The 24,731-nt window shown below is 73.3% G+C and carries 26 protein-coding genes; 17 read left to right on the forward strand and 9 right to left on the reverse strand.

The window, feature by feature from the left end; all coding sequences use genetic code 11:
* Positions 1-116 precede the first annotated feature (116 nt).
* A complete protein-coding gene (locus AMK31_RS41270; RefSeq protein ID WP_073938859.1) occupies positions 117-851 on the forward strand; it encodes a helix-turn-helix transcriptional regulator in 735 nt (244 codons plus the stop codon).
* A 75-nt stretch (positions 852-926) separates the two neighbouring features.
* On the opposite strand, the gene AMK31_RS03880 is transcribed toward AMK31_RS41270, so the two are convergent.
* The 4 genes from AMK31_RS03880 to AMK31_RS03895 form a co-directional block, all read right to left on the reverse strand.
* The gene (locus tag AMK31_RS03880; protein ID WP_073938860.1) at positions 927-1,766 is read right to left on the reverse strand and encodes a UbiA family prenyltransferase; all 840 of its coding nucleotides are present in this window, start codon (positions 1,764-1,766) and stop codon (positions 927-929) included.
* Positions 1,767-2,009: 243 nt separating this feature from the next.
* Complete coding sequence (locus AMK31_RS03885) at positions 2,010-3,521, reverse strand: hypothetical protein (RefSeq protein WP_073938861.1); 1,512 nt, start codon at positions 3,519-3,521, stop codon at positions 2,010-2,012.
* 89 nt (positions 3,522-3,610) lie between these two features.
* Entirely contained in the window at positions 3,611-5,200 is a 1,590-nt protein-coding gene (locus AMK31_RS03890) for an acyl-CoA carboxylase subunit beta (RefSeq protein ID WP_073938862.1), read from the reverse strand.
* A 169-nt stretch (positions 5,201-5,369) separates the two neighbouring features.
* Positions 5,370-6,161: an AfsR/SARP family transcriptional regulator gene (locus AMK31_RS03895; protein ID WP_073938863.1), complete on the reverse strand. Its 792-nt coding sequence runs from the start codon at positions 6,159-6,161 to the stop codon at positions 5,370-5,372.
* A gap of 315 nt (positions 6,162-6,476) precedes the next feature.
* Between AMK31_RS03895 and AMK31_RS03900 the strand changes: the two genes are divergently transcribed.
* The 4 genes from AMK31_RS03900 to AMK31_RS03915 all read left to right on the forward strand — a co-directional run bounded on the left by AMK31_RS03900 (position 6,477) and on the right by AMK31_RS03915 (position 10,974).
* Positions 6,477-6,698, forward strand: coding sequence for a hypothetical protein (locus AMK31_RS03900; RefSeq protein ID WP_073938864.1), 222 nt, complete (start codon positions 6,477-6,479; stop codon positions 6,696-6,698).
* Positions 6,695-8,938, forward strand: coding sequence for a TOMM precursor leader peptide-binding protein (locus AMK31_RS03905; protein ID WP_073938865.1), 2,244 nt, complete (start codon positions 6,695-6,697; stop codon positions 8,936-8,938). The genes AMK31_RS03900 and AMK31_RS03905 overlap by 4 nt, the downstream gene beginning before the upstream one ends.
* 182 nt (positions 8,939-9,120) lie before the next feature.
* Entirely contained in the window at positions 9,121-10,332 is a 1,212-nt protein-coding gene (locus AMK31_RS03910; protein ID WP_241842516.1) for a sensor histidine kinase, read from the forward strand.
* Positions 10,333-10,365: 33 nt separating this feature from the next.
* On the forward strand, positions 10,366-10,974 hold the full coding sequence (locus AMK31_RS03915; RefSeq protein ID WP_073938867.1) for a response regulator transcription factor: 609 nt from the start codon (positions 10,366-10,368) through the stop codon (positions 10,972-10,974).
* Positions 10,975-10,991: 17 nt separating this feature from the next.
* On the opposite strand, the gene AMK31_RS03920 is transcribed toward AMK31_RS03915, so the two are convergent.
* The 4 genes from AMK31_RS03920 to AMK31_RS03935 form a co-directional block, all read right to left on the reverse strand.
* Positions 10,992-12,227: an acyltransferase domain-containing protein gene (locus AMK31_RS03920; protein ID WP_073938868.1), complete on the reverse strand. Its 1,236-nt coding sequence runs from the start codon at positions 12,225-12,227 to the stop codon at positions 10,992-10,994.
* A gap of 53 nt (positions 12,228-12,280) precedes the next feature.
* On the reverse strand, positions 12,281-14,029 hold the full coding sequence (locus AMK31_RS03925) for a fatty acyl-AMP ligase (RefSeq protein WP_073938869.1): 1,749 nt from the start codon (positions 14,027-14,029) through the stop codon (positions 12,281-12,283).
* 133 nt (positions 14,030-14,162) lie between these two features.
* On the reverse strand, positions 14,163-14,378 hold the full coding sequence (locus AMK31_RS03930) for an acyl-CoA carboxylase subunit epsilon (protein WP_073938870.1): 216 nt from the start codon (positions 14,376-14,378) through the stop codon (positions 14,163-14,165).
* Between the two features lie 168 nt (positions 14,379-14,546).
* Positions 14,547-15,167 (reverse strand): antibiotic biosynthesis monooxygenase, encoded by a 621-nt coding sequence (locus AMK31_RS03935; protein ID WP_073938871.1) that lies wholly within the window; start codon positions 15,165-15,167, stop codon positions 14,547-14,549.
* Positions 15,168-15,339: 172 nt separating this feature from the next.
* Between AMK31_RS03935 and AMK31_RS40320 the strand changes: the two genes are divergently transcribed.
* The 9 genes from AMK31_RS40320 to AMK31_RS03975 all read left to right on the forward strand — a co-directional run bounded on the left by AMK31_RS40320 (position 15,340) and on the right by AMK31_RS03975 (position 21,908).
* Positions 15,340-15,579: a hypothetical protein gene (locus AMK31_RS40320; protein ID WP_143204203.1), complete on the forward strand. Its 240-nt coding sequence runs from the start codon at positions 15,340-15,342 to the stop codon at positions 15,577-15,579.
* A gap of 55 nt (positions 15,580-15,634) precedes the next feature.
* Complete coding sequence (locus AMK31_RS03940; RefSeq protein ID WP_073938872.1) at positions 15,635-17,344, forward strand: acyl-CoA dehydrogenase family protein; 1,710 nt, start codon at positions 15,635-15,637, stop codon at positions 17,342-17,344.
* A gap of 194 nt (positions 17,345-17,538) precedes the next feature.
* A complete protein-coding gene (locus tag AMK31_RS03945; RefSeq protein ID WP_241842517.1) occupies positions 17,539-18,279 on the forward strand; it encodes a 4'-phosphopantetheinyl transferase family protein in 741 nt (246 codons plus the stop codon).
* An 89-nt stretch (positions 18,280-18,368) separates the two neighbouring features.
* Entirely contained in the window at positions 18,369-19,169 is an 801-nt protein-coding gene (locus AMK31_RS03950; RefSeq protein ID WP_158074514.1) for a thioesterase II family protein, read from the forward strand.
* Positions 19,170-19,187: 18 nt separating this feature from the next.
* Positions 19,188-20,024 (forward strand): AfsR/SARP family transcriptional regulator, encoded by an 837-nt coding sequence (locus AMK31_RS03955; RefSeq protein ID WP_073938874.1) that lies wholly within the window; start codon positions 19,188-19,190, stop codon positions 20,022-20,024.
* Positions 20,025-20,060: 36 nt separating this feature from the next.
* A complete protein-coding gene (locus AMK31_RS03960) occupies positions 20,061-20,321 on the forward strand; it encodes an acyl carrier protein (RefSeq protein WP_073938875.1) in 261 nt (86 codons plus the stop codon).
* Positions 20,318-21,070, forward strand: a complete 753-nt coding sequence (locus tag AMK31_RS03965) for an SDR family NAD(P)-dependent oxidoreductase (protein ID WP_241842518.1) — start codon at positions 20,318-20,320, stop codon at positions 21,068-21,070. Before AMK31_RS03960 ends, AMK31_RS03965 begins: the two co-directional genes overlap by 4 nt.
* Positions 21,070-21,459 carry a SchA/CurD-like domain-containing protein gene (locus tag AMK31_RS03970; RefSeq protein WP_073938876.1) on the forward strand — a complete coding sequence of 130 codons (390 nt, stop codon included), beginning with the start codon at positions 21,070-21,072 and terminating at the stop codon, positions 21,457-21,459. Before AMK31_RS03965 ends, AMK31_RS03970 begins: the two co-directional genes overlap by 1 nt.
* The gene (locus AMK31_RS03975; protein ID WP_073938877.1) at positions 21,456-21,908 is read left to right on the forward strand and encodes an anthrone oxygenase family protein; all 453 of its coding nucleotides are present in this window, start codon (positions 21,456-21,458) and stop codon (positions 21,906-21,908) included. The genes AMK31_RS03970 and AMK31_RS03975 overlap by 4 nt, the downstream gene beginning before the upstream one ends.
* A 220-nt stretch (positions 21,909-22,128) precedes the next feature.
* On the opposite strand, the gene AMK31_RS03980 is transcribed toward AMK31_RS03975, so the two are convergent.
* Entirely contained in the window at positions 22,129-22,509 is a 381-nt protein-coding gene (locus tag AMK31_RS03980; RefSeq protein WP_073938878.1) for a SchA/CurD-like domain-containing protein, read from the reverse strand.
* 167 nt (positions 22,510-22,676) lie between these two features.
* On the opposite strand from AMK31_RS03980, the gene AMK31_RS03985 reads away from it, so the two are divergent.
* Genes AMK31_RS03985 through AMK31_RS03995 form a run of 3 tightly spaced genes read left to right on the forward strand, consistent with a single transcriptional unit; the run spans position 22,677 to position 24,729 of the window.
* A complete protein-coding gene (locus AMK31_RS03985) occupies positions 22,677-23,012 on the forward strand; it encodes a TcmI family type II polyketide cyclase (protein ID WP_073938879.1) in 336 nt (111 codons plus the stop codon).
* A complete protein-coding gene (locus AMK31_RS03990; RefSeq protein ID WP_073938880.1) occupies positions 23,009-23,446 on the forward strand; it encodes a cupin domain-containing protein in 438 nt (145 codons plus the stop codon). The genes AMK31_RS03985 and AMK31_RS03990 overlap by 4 nt, the downstream gene beginning before the upstream one ends.
* The gene (locus AMK31_RS03995) at positions 23,443-24,729 is read left to right on the forward strand and encodes a beta-ketoacyl-[acyl-carrier-protein] synthase family protein (RefSeq protein WP_073938881.1); all 1,287 of its coding nucleotides are present in this window, start codon (positions 23,443-23,445) and stop codon (positions 24,727-24,729) included. Before AMK31_RS03990 ends, AMK31_RS03995 begins: the two co-directional genes overlap by 4 nt.
* The last annotated feature ends 2 nt before the right edge of the window (positions 24,730-24,731 follow it).

Below are 24,731 nucleotides of genomic sequence, written 5' to 3' on the forward strand. Positions count from 1 at the left end.
CGCCTCCCGGCCGGGGGGCGGACCGCTGTCTTCTCGCCCCTCGAACGGCCTGTTCTCTCCGCTGCGAGCGGGTGCTACTTTTCTCCGCGATCATGACCCGGGGGAAGGACGCATCGTTGAGCCGTCAGGCAGCCGCAGAGCAACTACGAACCGCCACAGCCGAGATCGTCGAGGCGTACCACGCGGCGCTGACGCGGCTGGGCAGCCCGCTCGCGACGCGTGAGGACGCCTGGCAGCAGTGCCGCTACCAGGCCCGGAACATCGTGGCCGAGTGCGCGCAGTCGCTGGAGACCGGCCGGCCGGTGGAGGTCACGGGGGTCGGGGAGTACTCCCGGCTCCTCGGGGCGCACCGCGTCACCCAGCAGATCCCGGTCTCCGAGTCGGTGCGGGCGGCGGAGGTGCTCTGGGAGGCCATGCAGGACGCGGTCACCCGGGCCGCGGCCCTGGCGCCCGGGGAACGGCACGCGGTGCAGCAGGAGATCAGCACCGCCTTCCGTACGGCCACCGGGATGCGTCTCTACCAGGGGATCCGCGGATACGAGGAGGCCGCACGGCCGGCGGGCCCGGCCGGCCGGCCGGAGAGCGCGGACCGACCGGAGCGCCCGGAGCGTGGATCCGGGGAGGCGCCCGCGCCCGCGGCGGACGCGGAGTCGCAGGCGCTGGAGCTGCTCACGCTGCGGGAGCGGGAGATCCTGGAAGCGGTGCGGGAGGGGCTGACCAACCGGCAGATCAGCCGGCGCTTCGAGATCACCGAGGCGACCGTCAAACGGCATCTGCACAACGCGTACCGCAAGCTGGGCATCAACTCGCGGGTGCAGGCCCTCAACAAGACGTTCCCGGGACAGAGCTGACCGCGCCGCTCGGTGCGGCGCGGTCGGGGTGATCACAGATGGTGCGGGTGTCGCGCGGCCGGGGCCGGCGGGTGGTCAGACGAGGGCCGGTGCCAGGCCCAGGCCGAGCATCGCGCTCAGGTTCGCGACGTACTGGGTGACCATGAAGGCCCGGTAGGCGCCGCGCCGCCGCAGCCGGTCGGCGTGCGCGTGGCGGGCGGCCCGCATCACCCGGACGACCACCCACGCCGCCCCGAGCGCCACCGGCACCGCGACCACCAGGGCGGCCGGCGCCCACAGCAGGGCCAGCATCGGTGCGGCCGTGCCGACCGCGAGCGCACCGGCGACCGCCAGGGCCCGGGCGGCCCCCGGACCGTGCACGACCGCGACGGTGCGCCGGCCGCCGGCCGCGTCCCCGCTGACGTCGCCCAGGTCCTTGACCACGGCGCCCACCAGGGCCATCCAGGCCGACATCACCCCGGCGACCAGCACGCCCGTGGCGGTCCAGCCGCTCCCGGACGCCGAGACACCCGCCCCGTACGCGGTCGCGCCCAGCCCGAACACCACCACCGCACAGCGCCCGCTGGAGCACTTCGCCTTCACCGGGTCGGCCGAGTACGCCCAGCCCAGCACCAGGAAGGCCGCCGTCCACGCCACGGTGCCCGGCCCCGTGAGTCCGGCCAGCAACAGGGCGGCGCAGGCCAGCAGGACGGTGGCGTTGGCGGCGGTGCGCTCGGGGAGGTCGCCCCGGGCGATCGGCCGCTGTGAGCCGTTGGCCCGGTCCTCGTGGACGTCGGCGACGCCGTTGAGGAGATACGCGCAGGCCACCGCGCACCACAGGGAGACCATGCCGAGGGCGGGCCGCACCAGGGAGTGCGGCAGTTGCGCCGCCGACACCACACCCACCACGAACCGCAGGAGGAAGGCCACCTGCACGACCGGTCGTGCCTCCCGCCAACAGAGGCGAACCGTTTCCGCCAGGGACTGCCACGTGGCGTGCCAGCGGAGATCCAGGACTTGAGCCGGCCTGGTGGCGATCGCTTGCCCACTGAGATTGATCACGGGCGCAACCCTAGGAATCGGCTCACAGCCCCCGCCATACAACCATCGGCGTACACGGGGTGTACCACCGTGCCCCCAACCGCCGCTGTTCTCAGGGGGTTTGCGCACGTCCGGCGGTCACCGGCACGTGTCCCCGCCCCCCTCCGCGGGCACCAGCCACGCCTTGCCCGCGGGCAGTTTCACCGGCTCGTCGGTGGTCTGGTCCCACAGGACGGCCGTGCCGCCCGCGACGTTGATGAGCAGGTAGGGGCGGTCCGGGTCCAGGGCGGGGCCCTCACCGGCCACGCCGCGCAGGGCGGTCGTGGTGCGCACGCACGTCCAGGACGGTTCGACGCCGAAGTACGGGGGCGGTGTCCCGCCGCGCTCGGCGGCGGCCTTGGTGCGTTCCGCCGCCCTGCCCGCCGAGTCCAGCGCGTAGCCGCCGGTGACGGCCAGGATGGCGAGGAAGACGGCCATGTGCAGGACGACGTTGGTGCGTTCGCCGGGTGCCGCGTAGAAGTGGTGGCGGTGCCGGGCCACGCCCCACCAGGCGGGCACCAGCAGCACGTAGGCCAGGATCGACAGCAGCTTCAGCGCGGCGAGGAACTGCCAGATGGGCGGGACGTCGAGATCGCTCGTGCTCAGGTCCAGCTCGTCGGCGTACAGGGCGTGGAGCACGGAGCCCGCGGCCACGAAGCTCGACACCACCACGGTGACCACGAGCGGGACGGCCCACGCCACCCACTCGCCCCACGTCCACTGCCGCACCAGCAGCCACAGTCCGGTGACGACGCCCGAGACCAGGGCCAGGTAGAAGACGTCCGACGGCCGCCAGCCCTCACCGCCGACGAGGCCCAGGGCGCCCGCCGTGAAGAAGCCGGACGCGACCAGGACCAGGACGGCGCCCATCATCCGGCCGTCGGGGAACAGCCGCCAGCCGGCCCGTGCGGTCCCCGCGACGCCGACGGCCGTCAGCAGCGCCCAGAACCACCAGCTCGCCGGGATGGCGTGGGAGGCACAGACCAGGGCCAGGGCCGGTACCAAGGCCCACGCGACCGCGTGGACGGTCCGGCGTTCGCCCTCCTCCTCCGGCCACCGCCGCACCGGGTCCTTCCACATGCCGTCCAGCGGCCGCACGGCCACCGCGGAGGGGTCGTCCCCCTGGTGCCCGGCGCGGGCCAGGCGCAGCGCCTGGCCCGCGGGGCCGGTGACCATGCCGCCGGCGTCGTAGGAGCCACGCGTCAGGGCCCAGCCGGCGAAGTGCCTGCGCCAGGAGGAGCGCAGGGCGAGCCGTCTGCGCCGCGCGTCGATGACCCGCCACGCCGAGCGCGTCTCCCGGTCGCGGTGCAGGTGCTCGGCGCGCAGCACGTACGCCTCCAGCCGCGCGGCGCGGGCCATCTTGCGGACCCGTTCGGCGGCGCCCCGGTCGCATCCCCTCGCGATGCCGAAGAGACGTACCTCGATCTGATAGACGCGCGAGCCGGGGTCGGGTTCGACGGCGTTTCCTAGGGGGCCCTGCCCGGCCGGGTGGTGGGAACGAACCGGCCAGTCGTGCCGGGCGAACCGGTCCTCGGCCTCCTGCCAGTCGTCCTCCCCGCCCCTGACCTCGACGAAGACGCGCACCCGCTGGTCGTAGCGTCCCTGCACCATCGTTCCCCCCTCCTGCCACCACCTCCGGCGGGTGGCAGGGTAAGGGGCACACGAGTGTCATGGTCAACTTCCGGACAGGGCACCGCCCGTCACATCGGCGGGTTGCCGTGCTTGCGCTCCGGCAGCGGGACGTGCTTCGCGCGCAGCATCGCGAGGGAGCGGATCAGCACCGCGCGGGTCTCGCCGGGGTCGATGACGTCGTCGACCAGGCCGCGCTCGGCCGCGTAGTACGGGTGCATCAGCTCCGCCTTGTACTCCTTGATGAGCCGCGCGCGGGTGGTCTCCGGGTCGTCGGAGGCGGCGATCTCCCGGCGGAACACCACGTTCGCCGCGCCCTCCGCGCCCATCACGGCGATCTCGTTCGTCGGCCAGGCGAAGGAGAGGTCGGCGCCGATCGAGCGGGAGTCCATGACGATGTAGGCGCCGCCGTACGCCTTGCGCACGACCAGCGAGATCCGGGGCACGGTCGCGTTGCAGTAGGCGTACAGCAGCTTGGCGCCGTGGCGGATGATGCCGCCGTGCTCCTGGTCCACACCGGGCAGGAAGCCGGGCACGTCGACCAGGGTGACGAGGGGGATGTTGAAGGCGTCGCAGGTCTGCACGAAGCGGGCGGCCTTCTCGGAGCCGTGGATGTCGAGGACGCCGGCGAGCGCCGCGGGCTGGTTCGCGATCACGCCCACGACCTGGCCGTCCAGCCGGGCCAGCGCGCACACCACGTTGCGCGCCCAGGCCTCGTGGACCTCGAAGTACTCGCCGTCGTCGACGATCTCCTCGATCACCGTGCGCATGTCGTAGGCCTGCTGCGGGTCCGCCGGCACCAGGGTGGTCAGCGCGTCGGTGCGGCGGTCGGCGGGGTCGTCGGAGCGTACGGCGGGCGGCAGTTCGCGGTTGTTCTGCGGGAGCAGCGACAGCAGGTGACGGACGTCGGCCAGGCATTCGGCCTCGTCGTCGTAGGCGAAGCCGGACACGCCCGACAGTCCGGCGTGCACGTCGGCGCCGCCGAGGCCGTCGTGGGTGATCTTCTCGCCGGTCACCGCCTGGACGACGTCCGGGCCGGTGATGAACATCTGGGCGGTGCCGCGCACCATGAACACGAAGTCGGTGAGGGCGGGGGAGTAGGCGGCGCCGCCCGCGCACGGGCCGAGGATGACGCTGATCTGCGGGATCACCCCGGAGGAGCGGGTGTTGCGGCGGAAGATGCCGCCGTAGCCGGCGAGTGCCGTGACGCCTTCCTGGATGCGGGCGCCGGCGCCGTCGCTCAGTCCGACGATGGGCGCGCCGGCCGCCTCCGCCAGATCCATCACCTTGTGGATCTTCTGGGCGTGGGCCTCGCCGAGGGCGCCGCCGAAGACCCGGAAGTCGTGGGCGTAGGCGAAGACCGTACGGCCGTGGACCAGGCCCCAGCCGATCACCACTCCGTCGCCGTGCGGCTTGCGGTCCTCCAGGCCGAAGCCGGTGGCGCGGTGCCGGCGCAGCGGCTCGATCTCGGTGAACGTGCCCTCGTCGAAGAGGAGCCGGAGGCGCTCGGGGGCGGTCAGCTTGCCCTTGGCGTGCTGGCGCCGCGTGGCGTCCGGGTCGGGGCCGCGGCTCAGCTCCTCCTTCAGCCGTGTCAACTCGTCGGTGGAGCGGCGTAGATCAGGCGCGGGGGCGATGGCGAGCAGTTCGTCGAAGGTCGTCATTGCGGCACCGTAGGAGTCCGCTCTCGAACCCTTCGGTACGTCTCCTCGAACACGGCTCGACTCCCGCCTGATCGGGGACGGCCCGGCTCGGGCCGCGTACCGGCCGTGCGGGGGTGGTGCGGTGGGGGGTGCGGGGGTTGCGGGGGTGTGGCCGGGCGGGAGGGCCGGTTCAGTCCGCCGTGGCCGGGTACAGCGCGCGGTCCGGGTCGCCGGAGAGCACCGCCTGGTGCAGTTCCTGGAGGGTGGCGGACGGCTCCAGGCCCAGCTCGCGGACCAGGGAGCCGCGCAGGCGCTGGTACGCCTCCAGGGCGCGCCAGCTGCCGCCGCTGCGGTGCAGGGCCCGCATCAGCTGGGCGCAGAAGCCCTCGTGGAGCGGGTGGCGGGCGGCCAGCACCCGCAGCTCCGGCACCACTTCGGCGTGCCGGCCGAGCCGCAGGTCCGCCTCGATGCGCCGCTCCAGAGCGGTGGTGCGCTCCTCGTTCAGCCGCAGCACCTCCAGTTCCAGCACCGAGCCGGCCGGTACGTCGACCAGGGCCGGGCCCTGCCAGAGGGCGAGCGCGCGGCGCAGCAGGTCGGAGGCCATGCGGTAGTCGCCGAGCTCGAAGGCGGTGCCGCCGTTCACGGCGAGCCGCTCGAACTCGTGGGCGTCCACGCGGCCCGGCTGCACCTGGAGCAGGTAGCCGCCGAACCGGGTGACCAGGACGTCCTTCGCGTGCCGCGGGTCACCGTCCAGCGCGGCGGTGATCCTGCGGCGGAGCTGCAGGACGTACGTCTGCAGTGTGGTGGAGGCGCTGCGGGGGATGCTCTCGCCCCAGATCTCCTCCATCAGTGTGGGTACCGACACCACTCGGTCGGCGTGCAGGGCGAGCAGCGCCAGCAACTGGCGGGGCTTGGCAGCACTCGGTACCACTGAGACGCCGCGCTCCTGCGCGGCGAGCGACCCCAGGACCTGGATCTCCATCGGTGTCCTCTCCCCGTTGGGTCACGGCCGCCGGCGTCCCCATGGCGGCCTTGCGGACTCAGGTTCCCGAGGTTCCCATCGCGGGCGGTTCGCGGCCCAGTGAGCGAAGCACGACCGTAATCATGAAAATGTCATGGGTCGCCAGTGAGTGTCGCACTGACGGACGCCGGAGTTCCGGACGCAGACTTCCGACCCAGACGCCGACGCGATCCGGTCGGCAGGTTCCTTTCCCCGCGGCTCTCGCGGGGCTGTACCTCAGCGTACGTTCGGCAGCATTTCACTCGTGATCGGCTTGTTCATCTCTTGGGGGTAGGTATGAACGTCACCGAAGAAGACCTTCGCTTCGCGGAACTCGCGGCGCGGACCGGGCTGGAGACCCGGACGGGCGGGCGGCTGGACGCTGACCTCGACGCGCTGCTCGCGCAGTTCGAGCCGGCCGGCGGGGAGTCCGTCAGGGTGGAGAGCCTGACCGCCGCCGATGTGACGGAGGCCGGCTGGTGCATCTTCGCCGGCGACCTCACCCAGGCGGGTGCGTGACCGGAAGACACGTTCCGGCCGACGGCCCGTTCGTGGCGCTCAAGCGCCATGTGCGGGCCGTGTCGGTCCCGGGGGAGGCCGTGTTCATGTGGTCCGACAAGGACCTGACAGCCGTGCGGGGAGCGGGCGCCGAGGCCCTGGTGTCGCTGCTCGACGGCAGCCGTACCCTGTCCGAGCTGCTCCGGGACGCCGCCGCGGCGATGCCCGCCGCCGAGGCGGGCCTGGTGGTGCGCCGCCTGGCCCAGGCCAACCTGGTGGGTTACCGCCATGGCGTCCCGGGTGCGAAGGGCGAGAGCGAGCCGGCCGAGGCGTACTGGGACCGGGCCGGTCTGGACGGATCCGTCGCCGAGGGCACGGTGCGCGGTACGCCGGTGGCGCTGATCGGTGTCGGAGACGTGGACGGCGAGGCGGCCCGGGCCGCCTGCCGCGCCTCCGGGATCACCGCGGTCGCGGCGGACGCCGACGCGCCCTTCGCCCTCGTGCTGTGCGACGACTACCTGTCGCCCGAACTGGCCGTCGTCGCGGCCCGGTTGCGGGCCGCGGGCCGGCCGTGGCTGCTGGCCAGGCCGTTCGCGGCCGAACCGTGGACCGGGCCGGTCTTCGAGCCGGGCTCGGACGCCGCATGCTGGTCCTGCCTGGCGCACCGGCTGCGGGAGCACCGCCGCGGCGAACTGTCGTTGCGGCAGGCCGCCGTCCTCGGCGGGCCCGCGCCCGCCCCGGCGCCCTCGCTGGCCGCGGTCCGGGCCATGGGCGTGCACAGCGCCGTGCTGGAGACGGCCAAGTGGCTGGCCGGGCTGCGGTGTCCGGAGCAGCGCGCGGTCTGCGTGCTGGACAGTCTCACCCTGCACACCACGCACCACCCGGTGCGACGGCGGCCGCAGTGCCCGTCGTGCGGGGACCCCTCGCTGGTCGCCGAGCGGACCCGGCGGCCGGTGGTGCCGGTCTCCCGGCGCAAGGCCGGCGGTTCCGGCAGCAACGACCGGGCGCTGTCCGCCGCGCAGCTGCTGGACCGCTACGGCCACCTCGTCGGACCGGTCACCGGCATCGTGCCGGACGTACGCCCCATGGCGGGGCTGCCCGAGGGCCTGCACGCCTACGACTCCGGGCACAATCTCGCGCTGAGCGGGCATTCGGCGGCCGGGGTGCAGAAGGTGCTGCGGGCGCGCAGCTCGGGCAAGGGCGCGACGGCGACCGAGGCGCGGGCCAGTGCCCTGGGCGAGGCGGTGGAACGTTACTGCGCCGCGCGTCAGGGTGACGAGCTGACGATCACCGACTCGCTGAGCGGCCTCGGTGAGGCGGCCGTCCACCCGAACACCTATCAGCTGTACCACGAGCGGCAGTACGCCGAGCGCGGCCGCTGGAACGCCTCCCACACCGCGTTCCACCAGGTGAGCGCGCCCTTCGACGCCGAAGCGGCCACCGAGTGGACGCCGGTGTGGTCCCTCACCGGCCACACCCACCGGCTGCTGCCCACCTCCACGCTGTACTTCCACTCGGCGCCGGGCGGCGCCGCGGACGGGCTGTGGGCCGACTCCAACGGCAACGCGGCCGGCAGCAGCCTGGAGGACGCCGTCGTGCAGGGCTTCCTCGAACTCGTCGAGCGGGACGCGGTGGCCCTGTGGTGGTACAACCGGCTCCGGCGGCCGGGCATCGACCTCGACGCCTTCGACGAGCCCTGGCTCGCCGGCCTGCGGGACGCCCTCGCCCGGGCTGGCCGCCGGGTCTGGGCGCTCGACCTCACCTCGGACCTCGGCATCCCCGTCGTCGTGGCGGCCTCGCGCGGCGCGGACGGCGGCGCCGGACAGACCGTGTACGGCTTCGGGGCGCACCTCGATCCGCGGCTGGCGCTGCGCCGGGCGCTGACCGAGATGGTGCAGATGCTGCCCGCCGTGGCCGCGGGGTCCACGCCGTGCGCCCAGGACCTGCCGTATCTGCTGCCCGACCCCGGGCAGACGGAGCGCACGCCCGGCTCGTGGCGGCGGCCCCGCCGCCACGACGACCTGCTCGCCGACATCGAGGACATCCGTGCTCTGGTGACGGCGCACGGCATGGAGCTCCTGGTGCTGGACCAGACCCGCCCGGACGTGGGGATCCCGGCGGTGAAGGTGCTGGTGCCCGGCCTGCGCCCGTTCTACGCCCGATTCGCGCCGGGGCGGCTGTACGAGGTGCCGGTGAGCATGGGGCTTCTCGACCGTCCCACCTGCTACGACGCGCTCAACCCCCTGCCGTTGATGTTGTAGACCCCGTGAAGGTGCTGTACAGGTCCCGAACCCGGCATGTGTCGGCTTATAGTTCGGTCACGCAAACTCCCCAATTCCACGCGAGGAGTCGACACATGGCGGGCCGTTTCCGGATATCGGACAACGACCTCCTTCGCGGCAACGGCTTAGCGGAGGGTATGCGTCCGGACGCCGGGAGGGGCGTGCCCCAAAGGGACCTGCTGGCACCCCGCCTCGCACACGGTGTCAGCGCGGCGGTCTTCTCCGGCTACGGCCTCGTCACCCTGTTCAACGTGCACGAGGTCGTGACCGGGACCTTCGGCCTGGTCGTCTGCTGGGCCGCGGTGATCCTGCTGTACGTCATCCAGCTGCTGCTCACCTCGCGCGGGGCGCGCAGATGGTCCACGCGCCGCAAGGCGCTCACGCTCGCCGCGCAGACGTCCCTCATCTTCGGACCCATGGTGTGGCTGGGGGTGATCTGGGGAAGCATGGCGGGACCGCTCGCCGGATCGATTCTCCTGCTCTTCCCCGGCCGCATCGCATGGCTCTGCTACAGCGCCATGCCGCTGGTGATCCTCGGCTGGTCGCTCGCCGAGGGGCTGTCCGCCCGGGACACCGGCTACTACACCATCTCCACCGCCCTGACCGGACTCGTCATCTACGGCCTGACCCGGCTCACCGAGCTCGTCCGCGAAGTCCACGAGACCCGCGCCGAGATGGCCAGGATGGCCGTCACCCAGGAACGTCTGCGGTTCGCCCGCGACCTGCACGACCTGCTCGGCTACAGCCTCTCCGCGATCACACTCAAGAGCGAGCTGATCCACCGCCTGGTCCCGGTCAACCCCGAGCGGGCCCGCGACGAGGTCGCCTCCGTGCTCGGGGTCGCCCGCCAGGCGCTCGCCGACGTACGGCTGGTGGCCAGCGGGTACCGGGACATGTCGCTGGAGGCGGAGGCCGAGTCGGTGGCCGAGGTGATGGCGGCGGCCGACGTCGACGTCCGCCTGGACATCCGGTGCGGCAGACTCCACCCGCTCGTGGACACCGTGCTCGCGACCGCGCTGCGCGAGGGCGTCACGAACATCCTCCGGCACAGCAAGGTGCAGTCCTGCACCATCGAGGTGCGGACGACGGGGGAGACGGTGCGGCTGGACCTCGTCAACGACGGTGTCACGACGGGGAACCGGGCCGCCTCGCCGGACCGGGGCAGCGGGCTCGGCAACCTGCACAGCCGGCTCGCCGCGATCGGCGGCGAGCTGACCGCGGGCGTCGTCCCGGGCGACCGGTTCCGGCTGACGGCGGTGGCCCCGGCCACCCCGCCCAAGAAAGACGCCGCGGAGCTCGTGCCGCCGCGGGGGCAACCGGTTGCCGAGTCGGCGGCGACCTGGACCGGGCAGGCGGACAGACGCGCCGTCTGAGCGGCCACGTACACAACGGGGGAATGAATGCTCTTGGTGAAGATCCTGCTTGCCGAGGACGTGCACATGGTCCGGGGCGCGCTGGTCGCCCTGCTGGAGCTGGAACCGGATCTGCAGGTCGTCGCCTCGGTGGACCGCGGCGACCTGATCGTGCCGTCGGCACTTCAGACCCGCCCCGACGTCGCCGTCATCGACATCGACCTGCCCGGCACCGACGGCCTCACCGCCGCCACCGAACTCCACGACCGGGTGCCCGGCTGCCGCACCCTCATCCTCACCAGCCTCGGCCGGCCCGGGACCCTGCGCCGGGCGATGGCCGCGCGGGTCTCCGGCTTCCTGCTCAAGGACTCGCCCCCGTCCCGGCTGGCCCAGGCGGTGCGGTCGGTCGCCGTCGGCCAGCGGGTCATCGACCCCGAACTCGCGCTCAGCGCCTGGGAGGCGCCGGACAACCCGCTCTCCCCGCGGGAGACCCAGGTGCTGCGGCTGGCGGCGCGCGGCGCCGACGCGGCGGAGATCGCGGACCATCTCTTCCTCACCCAGGGCACGGTGCGGAACTACCTCACGGCCATCGTGGACAAGCTGAACGCCCGCAACCGGATCGACGCGATCCGGATCGCGGAGGAAGCCGGCTGGATCCCGTAGGCGTCCCTCCGCGAGCGTCAGATCTCCGCCAGCGGACCAGCGTTCAGCTTCGACAGGACGCCCGCCAGGTCCACCGCGTTGGTCTCCGGACTGCGGCACACGGCCAGGCACACCGGGCCGCGGGCGCCGGACATCCGCCGCAGGAAGGGCGTGAGCACCGCCTTCGGGCCGATCTCCACGACATGGCTGGGCGCCTGCTGGGCCAGCATCTGGCGGGCGGCGTCGGCGAACCGCACCGGCGCGGTGATCTGCGCGGTCCAGTAGTCGCCGGCCAGCGGTTCGGCGTACCGCCGCCCGTACACCGTGGAGTAGTACGGCAGCTGGGGCGCCCCGCCCGTCAGATGGCGGGCCGCGGCCTCGAAGCGGGGCGTCACCGGTTCCATCAGGGGCGAGTGGAAGGCGTGCGTCACCTGCAGGTAGGTGCTGGCGATCCCCACCGCCGCCAGCCGCTCCCGCACCCGCTCCAGGCCGTCGACCGCGCCGGACAGCACGGTGGCGCGGGCCGCGTTGAACGCGCCGATGGACACCTCCGGCTCCGCCGCCGCCGCGTCCGCCGCTTCGAACGGGCTGGCGCAGGTCGCCATCATCCCGCCGCCGGACGGCAGGTACTGCATGTAGGAGCCGCGGTAGCACACCAGCCGGGCGGCGTCCTCCAGGGACAGCGCCCCGGCGACCACCGCCGCCGTGACCTCGCCGGTGCCGTGCCCCAGCACGGCCACCGGGCGCACCCCCTCCTCCTCCAGCAGCGTCATCGCCAGGGCGTACCCCACGGCGAACAGCGCCGGCTGGGTCAGCGCCGTCTGGTGCACTCGGGGATCGCCGTCGAGGATCAGCTCGCGGACCGACCGGCCGAGGCAGGGGCCGATCGCCTCGTCGGCCTCGGCGAGATGCCGCCGGTACCCGGACAGGGCCTCGTGCAGGCCCGCGGTCATCCGGGGATGCTGACAGCCCTGCCCGGTGAACACGAAGACCGCCCGCACCCGGTCGGGGTGCCGCCCCATGCCGTGCCGCATCGCCAGATAGCGGGCGAGGTCGCGGACGGTCGGATGGGCCCAGATGTCCGCCGGGTCGAGCAGCGGACCGAACTCCGTCTCGATGTCCCCGAACAGGCCGAGCAGGGCGACCGAGTCGAGCCCCCACTCGGACAGCTCCTCGTCCTGGTGGACCTCTCGTCGTGCGTACTCGCCGATCCGCTCGGCGAGCCAGGCGGCGAAGACCCCCTCGTCGGGGTCGCCCGGTGCCGCTGCGCTCACGTCCTGCCTCCTTCCTTCCGTTCCCCGTCGCTGTCCGGCTGTCCGTCTGTGCGTCAGCTCCGCGTCCGGCGGTGCGGGCCCGCCGGTGCCACGAGGTCGTCGTCGAGGTACTGGTACACGGGCCGCAGCCCGCCGTTCAGGAACAGCCGGCGCATTGCGGCGCGCTCCACCTTCCCGCTGGTGGTGCGCCGCACGGTGCCGGGCCGTACCAGCAGTACCCCGGCCACGGCCACCTCGAACTCCTCGGTGAGGCACCGCCGTACGTTCTTGGCCAGCTCCTCCAGATCGAGGGTGTAGCGCTGGTGGGTGCGCAACTCCTGGACCACGACCACGCGTTCGCGCTCGCCGGGCACCGAGAAGGCGCTGCCCGTGCCGAACAGGGTGCTGACGCGCTGCACCGTGCGCTCCAGGTCCTGCGGGTACAGGTTGCGCCCCGCGATCACGATCACGTCCTTCAGCCGGCCGGTGACATACAGCCGCCCGTCGTCCAGGACGCCCAGGTCGCCGGTGCGCAGCAGGCCCGTCGCGCCGTCGGCCGTGACGGCGCCGAAACGTTCCGTCGTCGCCGACCGGTCCCGCCAGTAGCCGTCCGCGACGCCCGGACCGCTCACCCAGATCTCGCCGACCTCCCCGTCCGGCAGCACCTGTCGGGACTCCGGGTCGACGACCAGCACCCGGCCGGCCGCGCCCGCCGCCGTGCCGCAGGACACCAGGGTGTGCGTGGGCCGGCCCGGCTGCGGCTCGCTCAGCCGGCCCTTCTCCAGGGCATCCGCGTCGACCGTGCGCTCACCGGCCCCGGCGGGACCGCCCGAGACCAGCAGCGTCGCCTCGGCCAGGCCGTACGCCGCGTGCATCGCCTCCGGGCGCAGACCGGCGCCCGCGAACCGCTCGACGAAGGCCCGCCGGGTCTCGGCGCGCACCGGCTCCCCGCCGGACACCGCCACCCGCCAGCCCGACAGGTCCAGCCCCGCCAGCTGCTCGTCGGTGACCCGCCGCACGCACAGGTCGTACGCGAAGTCGGGGGCGCCGCTCACCTCGATGCCGTACCGCCCGATCGCCTCCAGCCAGCGCGCCGGGCGGCGGACGAACGCCTCCGGCGACAGCACCGCGGCGGTCGCGCCGAGCCACAGCGGATGCAGCAGCTGCCCGACCAGTCCCATGTCGTGGTGGAAGGGCAGCCAGCCGCCGATCCGGGACCCGGGGCCCGCCCCGAGCAGCCCGGCCAGCGCCTCCTGGTTGGCGAGCAGATTGCCGTGGGTGACCACCACGCCGTGCGGGCAGCCGGTGGAGCCCGAGGTGAACTGCAGATACGCCGGCGTGTCCCGGTCCAGCGGGGGCAGCCGCCACTCGGTGGACGCGTGCGCCGCGTCGGCGGCGAGGCACGGTATGGAGCCGTGGCCGTGCCGGGCCAGCAGCCGGGAGATGTCCGGGGCCAGCGCGGCGTCGGTGAGGGCGGCGCGGGGGGACGCCTGCCGGACGATCCCCGCCACCCGCTCCTCGTGGTGGCTGCGACCGCCGTACGGGGGGACCGGGACGGCGACCGCGCCCGCGTACAGACACGCCAGGAACGACACGGCGAACTGGCGCCGGGAGGCGTGCAGCAGCAGCACCGGCTCCCCGGCGACACCGTCGGCCTGGAGCCGGCCGGCCAGGCGGCGGGCCGAGGCGTCGAGCGTGCGGTAGGAGACCGTCGCGGGGCGGCCGCGGTCGTCGCTGTCCGGCAGCAGAAGCAGAGCGGCGCGCTCCGGCGCCTCCTCCGCTCTCGCGAGCATCAGTTCTGTGAACGTCCGGTAGTCGCTCATGTGGGACCCCCTGCGTGTCGTACGGGCGCGGGCGCCTCCCCGTCGTCGGCGCCTGTTTCCACCCGGTGCCAGACGGTATGTGTGCCTTCTCGAAGGGCACTCGACCGCTGCTGGGACGCCCGGCGCCGGTACGTCAGCGGGGCGCCGCCCAGCCGACCCGCGGCCGGGACCGCCGCGGCCGGCCCCAGGGGGCCCGGGGCGCCGTGTCATCCGCCCCGTCCGTCTCCTCCGCGTCCGCCAGTGCCCTCAGCCTGGCCAGGAGCACGGCCGTCACAGCGGCCAGTTCGACATGGTCCGGCCGCCCGCGCACGACGACGAAGGCGGGCTGTGCTTCGGTGGGCTCGTCCATGGGGGGATGGTGCTCGCCGGCGCTCGAGAAGTACTCGGGTCGGGGGTGGGCCGGGGCGCTCGGGATGCTCGGGGGGCTGTGAGGCGCGGGGCGTCGAGGGCGCGGCGCAGGGCGTGCCAGGGCCGGTGAGGGTCGCGTGAGGTGAGGTGAGGTGGCGGACGCGGGGCGTCAGAGGGCCGCGAGGGGGCGGGCCGGTTCCTCGGTGCAGCGGGCGGTCGCCGCCAGCTTGGACAGTCTGTCCTGGTAGGCGGCGCTCGCGCGGGCCCGCTCGCAGGCCGCGGCGTCCCGCCACCACAACAGCCCGGTGTAGACGTACGGGTCGGCCACCGAGCGCAGCAGATCGCTGCCGCCGAAGCCCTCGTCGGCCACGCACTGCCCGACCAGGGAGCCGAAGTCCAGCTCGAACCGCTCGGGTTCGCCCGTCACCACGGCCCGCACCAGGACCAGCCGCGCGGCGTCCTCCGGAGCGCAGTCCAGAGTGATGCGCCCGACACTGACCAGGAGTTCCGCCTCCGCGCGCAGCGTGGCCGCGAGCCCTCGCGGGCCGGCCGGCGCCGCCGGGTCCTGGTGCACCACCCGTAACAGGCGGTCCAGGCCGGTCCACCGGTCGAGATGCACGTAGCCGCCGGGACGTTCGGTGAGAGCGGCGGTCACCCGGCTGACGAACCCCTTCCGGGACTCCCGGTACACGGCGTATTCGAGGAGTTCGCGCTCGAACATGGTGGGGGCCGACGTGGTCGTGAAGCGCTCGACCACGGTCAGCTCTGTGTTGCCATCGCGCTGGGACACCGACCGGCCCCCTCCTCGTCCCGGCATGCATGCCTGACGTTCATCCGACCACACACCGCTCGAGTCCCACTCGAATACGGTCCCGGGCCCGCCCGCGCGAGAGTTCCTCGAGGAACCACCGAGCAGCCGCGGCGATCGTGGCCTTTCCCGATATCAGAAGGGACGGCACGACATGCCCGCAACCGCACACAGCGGCGGCAGCGTCGCCCGAGTCGCACTCGAGCGCCTGCTGCGGCCGATATGGAACTCACTGGTGGCCTACGGGTCCCTCTGGCTGCCCGGCGACCAGACCCCGTTCTGGCAGCAGTACCGCTACGACAGCCCGCTGGACCCCATGCTGTTGAACCCGGCGTTCACACCCGGCCCAAGCGACATGACGGAGTCTGGCCGGACGACCTTGAGCGCGTCTTGAGCCGTGCCGGTCGAGCAGTGGCCCGTGAGGTTCCGGACGAGGACGGAGGGATGCCATGACAACGGCGGTGAACACGGTGGACTCCTCGGAAGCCGCCGTACAGGAACGCATCGCCCGGCTCGAGCACGACTTCGGAGATCTCGACGACCCGGGCAACCCGCTCGGCGCCCAGCAGTTCCTCGCCGCTGACGAACACCGGCGGCTGCTGCCGGCCGCCGAGCGGCTGCTCGACGCCTTCGGGCTGAACGCCGAGTTCGTGCCCAGGGAACTGGGCGGCCGGCTCGACCGGCTGGACGCGCTGGCCCGGGTGCTGCGCGCGGTCTTCCGACGCGACGCGGCACTCGGCCTGGGCTACGGCCTGACCTCGTACCTGGCCGCGGTCGTCGTCTGGGCGGGCGGCACCGCGCGCCAGCGCCGGGACACCGCCGAACTGCTCCTCGACGACGGCCGGATGGCGTGCGCCTATCCCGAGCCGCCGCAGGGCAACGACTTCCTGCGCAACCGGCTCACCGCGGAGCCGGACGGCGCCGGCGGCTACCGCGTCAGCGGACGGAAGGAGGCCCTCAACAACACCGCCCACGCGCGGGCCCTGGTGATGTTCGCGCACACCCCGGACGGCCTGAGCGCCTTCCTGTCACCGGGCCCCGCGCACCCCGCGGGCCGGGACCTGGAGCTGCTGCCCCGCCGCCCCACCGTCGGGGTGCGCGGGTGCGCCATCCAGGGACTCGCCCTCGACGGACACCGGCTGGACGCCGGGGCGCTGATCGGAGCGCCGGGCGGCGGGGCGCGGCTGGCCGAACTGGTCTTCCCGCTCACCCGCAGCGCGGGGCTGTCGATGGCGCTGGGCTGCGCCGACACCGCCCTGCGCACCACGACCGCGTTCGCCCGCTCGCACCGTTCCCGCAGCCGGGCCTCGCTGCACTCCGCGCGCACCCGCACCGCGCTGGTCGACGCGTTCGCCGACCTGCTGGTGTGCGACTGCCTGTCGCTCGTCGCGACCCGGGCGCCGCATCTGCTGCCCCGGGAGAGCCGCACCCTGGGCGCCGTGGCGAAGTACCTGCTGCCGACGATCCTCAACGAGGCCATGGACGACCTGTCGATCGTGCTCGGCGCGGAGGCCTACGCGGCGAGCGGCAGTTACGGGATCTTCCAGAAGACCGCCCGCGACCTGCCGATGATCGGCCTGGGCAGCGCGGGCGCCTCGGCCAGCCGGGCCGTGATCATCGCACAGCTGCTGCGGCTGCCGACGCTCGCCCCGCCGGGCGGGACCGAGGAGTTCGCCGGACTGTTCCGGCCGTTCGACGCGGCGCTGCCGCCGTGCCGGCCGGAGGAGAACGCGCTCGCTCCCGAACGGGACTCGCTGCTCGGGTCGCTGGAGGAGTCGGCGCGGCATGCCGCCGGGCCGCTCGAGGAGGCGGCAGCGGTCCTCGTGAGGCATGCGCGGGCGCTGTCCGACGCCTGCGAGGAACTCGCCGCGCGACCTGCCGGGCGTCCGGTCAGCCCGCGTGCCTACGCGCTGGCGGACCGGTACGCCCTGCTCGCCGCGGGGGCCGCGTGTCTCGGGGTGTGGCGGCACCGGCCGGCGCGCGGGTTCCTCGCCGATCCGGTGTGGGCGGCGATGGCGCTGACGCGGATCGCCTGCCGGCTGGACAAGTCGGTGGGGCGGGTGCCCGCGGCGGGGCTCGACCGGATGCTGGCCGAGTTGCTGCACCGGTTCGACGACGCGCGCAGTTATGACCTGTATGCGACGGCGATCGGGCGGTAGTGCGCCCCACTGGGGTGCCGGGCTGTGTTGGTGGGCGGCGCGGCCGTGTTCGTGGCTTGTCGCGCCCGCGCGGCGGAGCCGCACATAGATACAGTCCCGCGCCCCTGTGGGGCGCGCTGTAGAGGAGGTTGGAAATGATGCGGCCGTTGCGGCACCTCGGACCCTCGCATTCGTGGCAAGCCGTTCGCCGGGCCATGGCGGACGAAGGGACCTGTGTCGTGTACGCCGCCGTCGACGACTGGCTGCCCCCCGACCTGGACTCACCGGGGCTCGTCGACGACCTCGGGCCGGATCATCTGAGGCTGGTGCGGATGCCCGCCTCGCGGAACCGGGACCGGTTCGTCGCCTCCCGGCTGCTGCTGAAGTCCGCGGCGAGTGCCGTGCTCGGGGCGCTGCCGCGGGAGCTGGAGCTGGCGTACAAGCCGGGCGGGCGGCCGTATCTGCGGGGGATCGACCAGCTGGACGTCGGGCTGAGCCACACGGAGGGGCTGCTGGTGGTGGGGCTGACCCGGTTCGGGCGGATCGGTGTGGACACCGAGCCGGCGGACCGCCGGATGCTGGAGCTGGGTACCGAGCTCAAGGCGTGCACCCCGTACGAGCTGGAGGAGTTGCAGCGGGTGCCCGAGGAGCGGCGCAACCGTGAGCTGGTGCGGCTGTGGACGCTGAAGGAGGCCTACAGCAAGGCGATCGGCCAGGGGCTGCGGTTCCGCTTCACCGAGTTCGGCTTCGGCACGCGGGACGCGGGGGTGCGCATGCTGCGGCCCGACGGCACACCGGGCACCGGCGAGGAGTGGTCGTTCCACAGTTGGCTGGTGGACGACGCCTACACGGTCAGTGCCGCCGTCTACGACCCCGGGTTCGGCGACCGGCAGGAGACCGGCGCTGTGCTGCCGCTGCTGCCGGTGCTCTCCGATCCGCGCTCCAGCGCAAGTTGAGCGGTGACCGAGCCCCTGCGGTGACGCTCGGATCGCGCATCTGACCGAAAAGGTGCGGCGAAACGATGCGGCGACGAAGGGGGGCCCGGGTGCATCGCTATCTGGCGGTCCGGCCGAAGCCCGGCGGGGACGGGATCCGGCTGTTCTGCTTCCACCACGCCGGCGGGGGCGCCCTGACCTTCGCCGGGTGGCAGCGGCGCGTCGGCCCGGGAGTGTCCGTCCTGCCGGTGCGGCTGCCCGGCCGGGAGACCCGGCGCGGGGAGGAACGGCTCACGGACGGCGCCCGGCTGGTCGAGGAACTCCAGCGCGATCTCGGAACCCTGCTGGACGAGCCGCACGCGTTCTACGGGCACAGCCTCGGGGCGCTGGTCGCCTACCGGCTCGCCCAGCACCGGGCGCGCGCCGGACAGCGGCCGCCGGAGCTGCTGACGGTCGCCGCGTGCGCGGCACCGCAGCTCCCGGCGCCGCTGGTGAAGAACCTGCTCCGCCCCGAACTCCCCGACGAGGAGCTGATCCTGGCGCTGGGCGGCCAGGACAGCATTCCCGCCCCGCTGCGCAGCCGGGCCGGCTGGCTCGGAGCCACCCTCGCCACCCTGCGGGCCGACCTGCGTCTCGCGCAGAGCCTGCGCTCCGTGCCCGTGACCCCACTGCCGTGCCCCCTCGACGCCTTCGCGGGCGACGACGACCCGCTGGTCTCCGCGACCGAGGTGCACGCCTGGAAGCACTGCACCGCCACCCGTTTCCGGTTCCGGACCGTCCAGGGCGCGCACTTCTTCGTACGGGGCCGGGACGTGCCCCGCGCGGTGGGGGAGGCCCTGCGGTCCGAGGCGACAGGACCCGAGGCGGCGCGACCCGGCGCGGCGCCCCACCAGGCCGGCCGACCCACGTAAACCGAAGGAGATCCACGCATGGAAATCAGCGTGCTCGGCCCGTTCCGGGCCACCCTGACCGGGGTGCCCGTGCGTCTCACCGCCGTCAAGCCGCGCAAGGTGTTCGCACTGCTCGCCCTCCAGGCGGGCGAGGTCGTGTCGGTGGCCTCGCTGGTGGAGGAGGTGTGGGGGGAGAGCCCCCCACGCAGCGTCCAGACCACCCTGCAGACGTACATACTCCAGATCCGCAACGCCATCGCCGCCGCGCTCGGCCAGGAAGGCGCCGGCGACGGCCTCCCGCACGGGGCCAAGAGCGTCCTGGTCACCGAGCCCGGCGGCTACCGCCTCGACATCCACGGGGGGCTGCTCGACGCCCACGAGTTCGACGCGCTGTCGTCGGCCGGGCACCGGGCCCTGGACCGGGGCGACTGGACGGACGCCTCCTCGTTCTTCGGCCGGGCGCTGTCGCTGTGGCACGGCCGGGCGCTCGCCGACGTCCAGTGCGGACCGCTGCTGGAGGTGGAGGCCACCCGGCTCGACGAGTCGCGGATGAGCGTCCTTCAGCGCCGGATCGAGGCAGACCTGAGGCTGGGCCGCCACCATGAACTCATCGGCGAGCTCTCCGGGCTCGCCGCCCGCCATCCGCTGCACGAGGCGGTGCACGAGCAGCTGATGCTCGCGCTGTACCGGGTGGGGCGCCGCAGCGACGCCCTGGCCGTCTACCGGCAGCTGCGCCGCTGCCTGAACCAGAGCCTCGGGCTCGATCCCTCACCCAGCGTTGAGCATCTGCACCGGGCGGTGCTCGACTCCTCGCCGCAGCTCGACCTGGACACCGCGGCAACCGTCGCGGGCCCGCAACTGGCGAGGGCCAACTGACCCGTCAAGGAAGCGAGAGGAAGCATCGTGAGCGACATGACCCTGTCCGAACTCGGAGAGCTGCTGCTCGAGTGCGTCGGTGCCCCGGAGGAGGGCATGGCACTGGAGGGAGAGGAGGCCCTCGACACCCCGTTCCTGGAGTTCGGCTACGACTCCCTCGCCCTGCTCCAGGTCACCAGCGTGATCAACCGCAAGTACGGCATCGTGCTGGACGACGACGCCGTCGGTGACGCCGAGACCCCGCGGATGCTGCTGCAGATGATCAGCGTCGCGCCGCGCGCCGGGGCGGTCCGGTGACCTCTTCCGCCGCTTCCGCCGTGGCACGGCGGGTGGTCGTCACCGGCGGGACCAAGGGCATCGGCCGGGCGACGGCACTCGCCTTCGCCCGGGCCGGTGCCCGGCTCGTCGTCTCCTACGGCCATGACGACGCGGCGGCGAAGTCCCTGGCCGCCGAACTGGACGAGCTGGGCGCCGACCACGAGACCGTGCGGGCCGACCTGACCACCCGGGAGGGCGCCGAGACGCTCGCCCGGGCCGTCGTCGGCCGGTTCGGCGCGGGCGGCCTCGACGTCCTGGTCAACAACCTCGGCGTCGACGGGCACAAGCCCTTCGCGGAGCTGACCGACGCCGAGTGGCACCGGGTCACGGACCACAACACCACGTCCGTCTACTTGGTCACGCACGCGCTGCTGGGCGCGCTGGCCGAGGGGGCCTCGGTGATCAGCATCGGCGCCTCCGTGGCGCTGCGGGGCCGCCCGTTCGGCGTCCACTACAGCGCCTCCAAGGCCGCATTGATCGGGTTCACCCGGGCGCTCGCCAAGGAACTCGGGCCGCGCGGCATCCGGGTCAACCTGGTCGCCCCGGGCGTGACGCAGACCGAGCCGGACGGCGGACCGCCGCCGCCCGTGGCCCAGAAGCTGGCCGCGCTCACCGCACTGGGACGGCTCGGCCGGCCCGAGGACGTGACGGGCGCGGTGCTGTTCCTCGCCGGGGAGTCCGCCGCGTACGTCACCGGCACCACCATCGAAGTCGACGGAGGAATCTGATGCCCTACGCAGCCATCACCTACCGGGTCAAGCCCGGCCACGAGGACGAGGTCGCGAAGATCTTCGAGGAGTTCCAGCGGGTCGACACCCCCGACTTCGCGGGGGAAGGCGGGACACCGGCCGGCCGGCTGCTCGGCACCGCGGTGTTCGTCAAGGACGACGTCGTGGTCCGGGTCATCCACTACGAGGGCGACTTCGCGGCCGTCGGCCGGCACATGGCCGCGCAGCAGGGTGTGCACACCGCGGAGGCCCGGCTGCAGCCGTTCCTCGCGGAGCCGCGCGACACCAGCTCGCCGGAGGCGTTCGCCGCGTACTTCCGCAACGCCACCATGCGGCGGGTCGCGCAGCTGACCGTGGACACCCACCCCGCGGGGGCCGCGGCGTCATGACCGAGGTGCTGGGCGTCGCTGCCCTGGTGGGCAGCGGCGTCACCGCCGGAGTGCTGTTCGCCGTCGCGCTGAGCGTGCTGCCCGCGCTGTTCGCGATGGAGACCGGCACCTACGTGTACGCGCACAAGCTGCTCGGCCGGAACTGGGACCCCACCATGCCGGTCATCGTGCTGAGCAGCACGCTGGCCGACGCGGTGCTCGCGGTGGTGGCCGACGGCGCCGCCCGGCCGCTGTTCGCGGCTGGCGCGGTGCTGCTGCTCGGGGTGTCCGGGGTGTCGCACCTGTGCAACGTGCCGATCAACCGCCGCGTCAAGGCCATCGCCGACCCGGCGGTCATCCCGGCGGACTGGGAGGATCCCCGCCCGCTGTGGCGCCGTTACCACTATCTGCGCACGGTGCTGGCCGTCGTCGCCCTGGCGGTGAACGCCGCGGCGCTGACGGCGATCTGACCGCCACGGCAGCACACGGAGGCCGCACTTCCCTTCCGGGGGGTGCGGCCTCGGCGTGCGTTCTGCGGAGGTTCGTTGCCGGGTGCGGGTGGTTTGTGGCTGGTCGCGCCCACGCGGCGGAGCCGCACATAGATACAGCCCCGCGCCCCTGGGGTGGGCACAGTCGCCCGGCACCGGTTGCGAGCCCACCCCCCTGCCGACACCGACGCCGGCGCGCTCCTTACGCCGGCGACGGGACGTCCCTCGCCGAAATCTGTGCCACCGTCGTCAGCAGGCTGCGCTTGAACGTCGCCACGAAGCCCTCCACCGTGTCGGTGTTCCGCGGCTTGGTCAGATAGGGCTTGAGCTTGCGCTCGACCTCCTGCACGCCCGGCTGGGACGCCATGTGGCGGGCGACGGCCTCCAGGTCGCCGGTGTACTCGATGACCCGGACCAGGGTGTCGTCGCGCAGGAAGACCGCGGTGGCCAGGATCGTGCCGGCCTGCTCGCCCGAGGCGTCGTCGACCCGGCTGCTGCGCACCCGCCTGAAGTTGCCGAAGATCTCGGTGAGTTCCTTCTCGTAGCCCGGCTTGATGTCGTACGTGATGGCTGCGAACGGCATGCCTGTGCCCTCTCTCCTCTTGCCTGACGGGGGACGATCCCCGCCCACCACAGCCCGCCCGGCTAGGGCCCCGCTCGAGGTCCCCTCACTGGAGGGGAGTTCGAGCCACCCTCCAGACCGCGGTGCGACCTTCCCTTCCGAACACCGACCCGAATGGGAGGGACGACGTGCACCGCACCCTGATCGTCGCCAAGCTGCGGCCGGACAAGACGGACGACATCGCGAAGATCTTCGAGGACTCCGACTCCACCGATCTGCCGCACATGATCGGCGTCAGCCGCCGCACGCTCTTCAAGTTCCACGGCCTCTACTTCCACCTGGTCGAGGCCGACGAGGACATCAACGCCAACCTCTACCGGGCCCGCAGCCACCCGCTCTACGACGACATCAACACCCGGCTCGCCCAGTGCGTGGAGCCCTACGACCCGAACTGGAAAGAGCCCAAGGACGCGATGGCCGAGCCCTTCTACATCTGGACCAAGGACGGAGGGCGGATCCAGTGACCACCGCCATCACCCGCACCGTGAAGGTGGCCGCCGACGAGGTCGAGGCCAACACCAAGCGCGGCGGCGACATCCGCGTCACCCTCAGCCCCAAGACGGTCGGCTGCGGCTCCGGCTTCGGCGGCGTCATGACCCTGGAGCCCGGCGACTGGGTGACCGAGCACTACCACCCGTACTCCGAGGAGTTCATCCACGTCATCGACGGCACGCTGGAGATGACGCTGGACGGCCGTGACGTCCTCGCCCTCGGCGCCGGCGACTCGCTGCTCGTGCCGATCGGCGTCCGCCACCGCCTCGTCAACACCGGCGAGACCACCGCCCGCTGCGCCTTCCACCTGTCGCCGCTCGCGCCGCGCCCCGAGCTGGGCCACGTCGACACCGAGCCGGCCCAGCGCCCCGAGCAGTCCAACCCCGATGTCGGCGGTGCCCGGTGACCCGACGTGCCGTCATCACCGGCATCGGCGCGGTCGTGCCGGGCGGGGTGGGCCGGGAGGCCTTCTGGCGGACGCTGTCCGAGGGCCGTACGGCCACCCGGCGCATCTCCCTGTTCGATCCGGCGGCGTTCCGCTCGCAGGTCGCCGCCGAGGTGGACTTCGACCCGGCCGCCGCCGGACTGACCCCGCGTCAGATCCGGCGGATGGACCGCGCCGCGCAGTTCGCCGTGGTCTCCGCCCGGGAGGCGGTCGCGGACAGCGGTCTCGAGCTGTCCGCCGTCGCCCCCGAGCGGGTCGGCGTCTCCCTGGGCAGCGCGGTCGGCTGCACCACCGGCCTGGAGGAGGAGTACGTCACCCTCTCCGACAGCGGCCGCAAGTGGCTCGTCGACCACGAGTACGGCGTACCGCACCTGTACGGCTACATGGTGCCGTCCACCCTGGCGGTCGAGGTCGCCTGGGAGACCGGCGCCGAGGGGCCGGTCGCGCTGGTCTCCACCGGCTGCACCTCGGGCCTGGACTCCGTCGGGCACGCGGTGCAGCTCATCGAGGAGGGCTCCGCCGACGTCGTGATCGCCGGTGCCACCGACGCGCCCATCTCGCCCATCACGTCCGCCTGCTTCGACGCGATCAAGGCGACCACCCCGAACAACTCCGACCCGGAGCACGCATCACGCCCCTTCGACGGCAACCGGGACGGCTTCGTGCTCGGCGAGGGCGCCGCCGTCATGGTCGTCGAGGAACGCGAGGCCGCCCTCGCCCGCGGGGCCCGCATCTACGCGGAGATCGCCGGGTTCGCCGGCCGCAGCAACGCGTACCACATGACCGGCCTGAAGCCGGACGGCCGGGAGATGGCGGAGGCCATCACCGTCGCCCTGGACCAGGCGCGGCTGGACCCGACCGCGATTGACTACATCAACGCGCACGGCTCCGGCACCAAGCAGAACGACCGCCACGAGACCGCCGCCTTCAAGCGCAGTCTCGGACAGCACGCCTACGACATCCCGGTCAGCTCCATCAAGTCGATGGTCGGGCACTCGCTCGGCGCGATCGGGTCCATCGAGGTGGCCGCCTGCGCCCTGGCGCTGGACCGCCAGGTGGTGCCGCCCACGGCCAACCTGACCACCAAGGACCCGCTCTGCGACCTGGACTACGTGCCGGTCACCGCGCGGGAGCACGCCATGGACGCGGTGCTCTCCGTCGGCAGCGGCTTCGGCGGCTTCCAGAGCGCGATGGTGCTGGCCCGGCCCGGGACCGCGGCCGCCGCCGCGGGGAGGGGGGAGTGAGA

Source organism: Streptomyces sp. TSRI0107 (assembly GCF_001905845.1).
Taxonomy (GTDB): domain Bacteria; phylum Actinomycetota; class Actinomycetes; order Streptomycetales; family Streptomycetaceae; genus Streptomyces.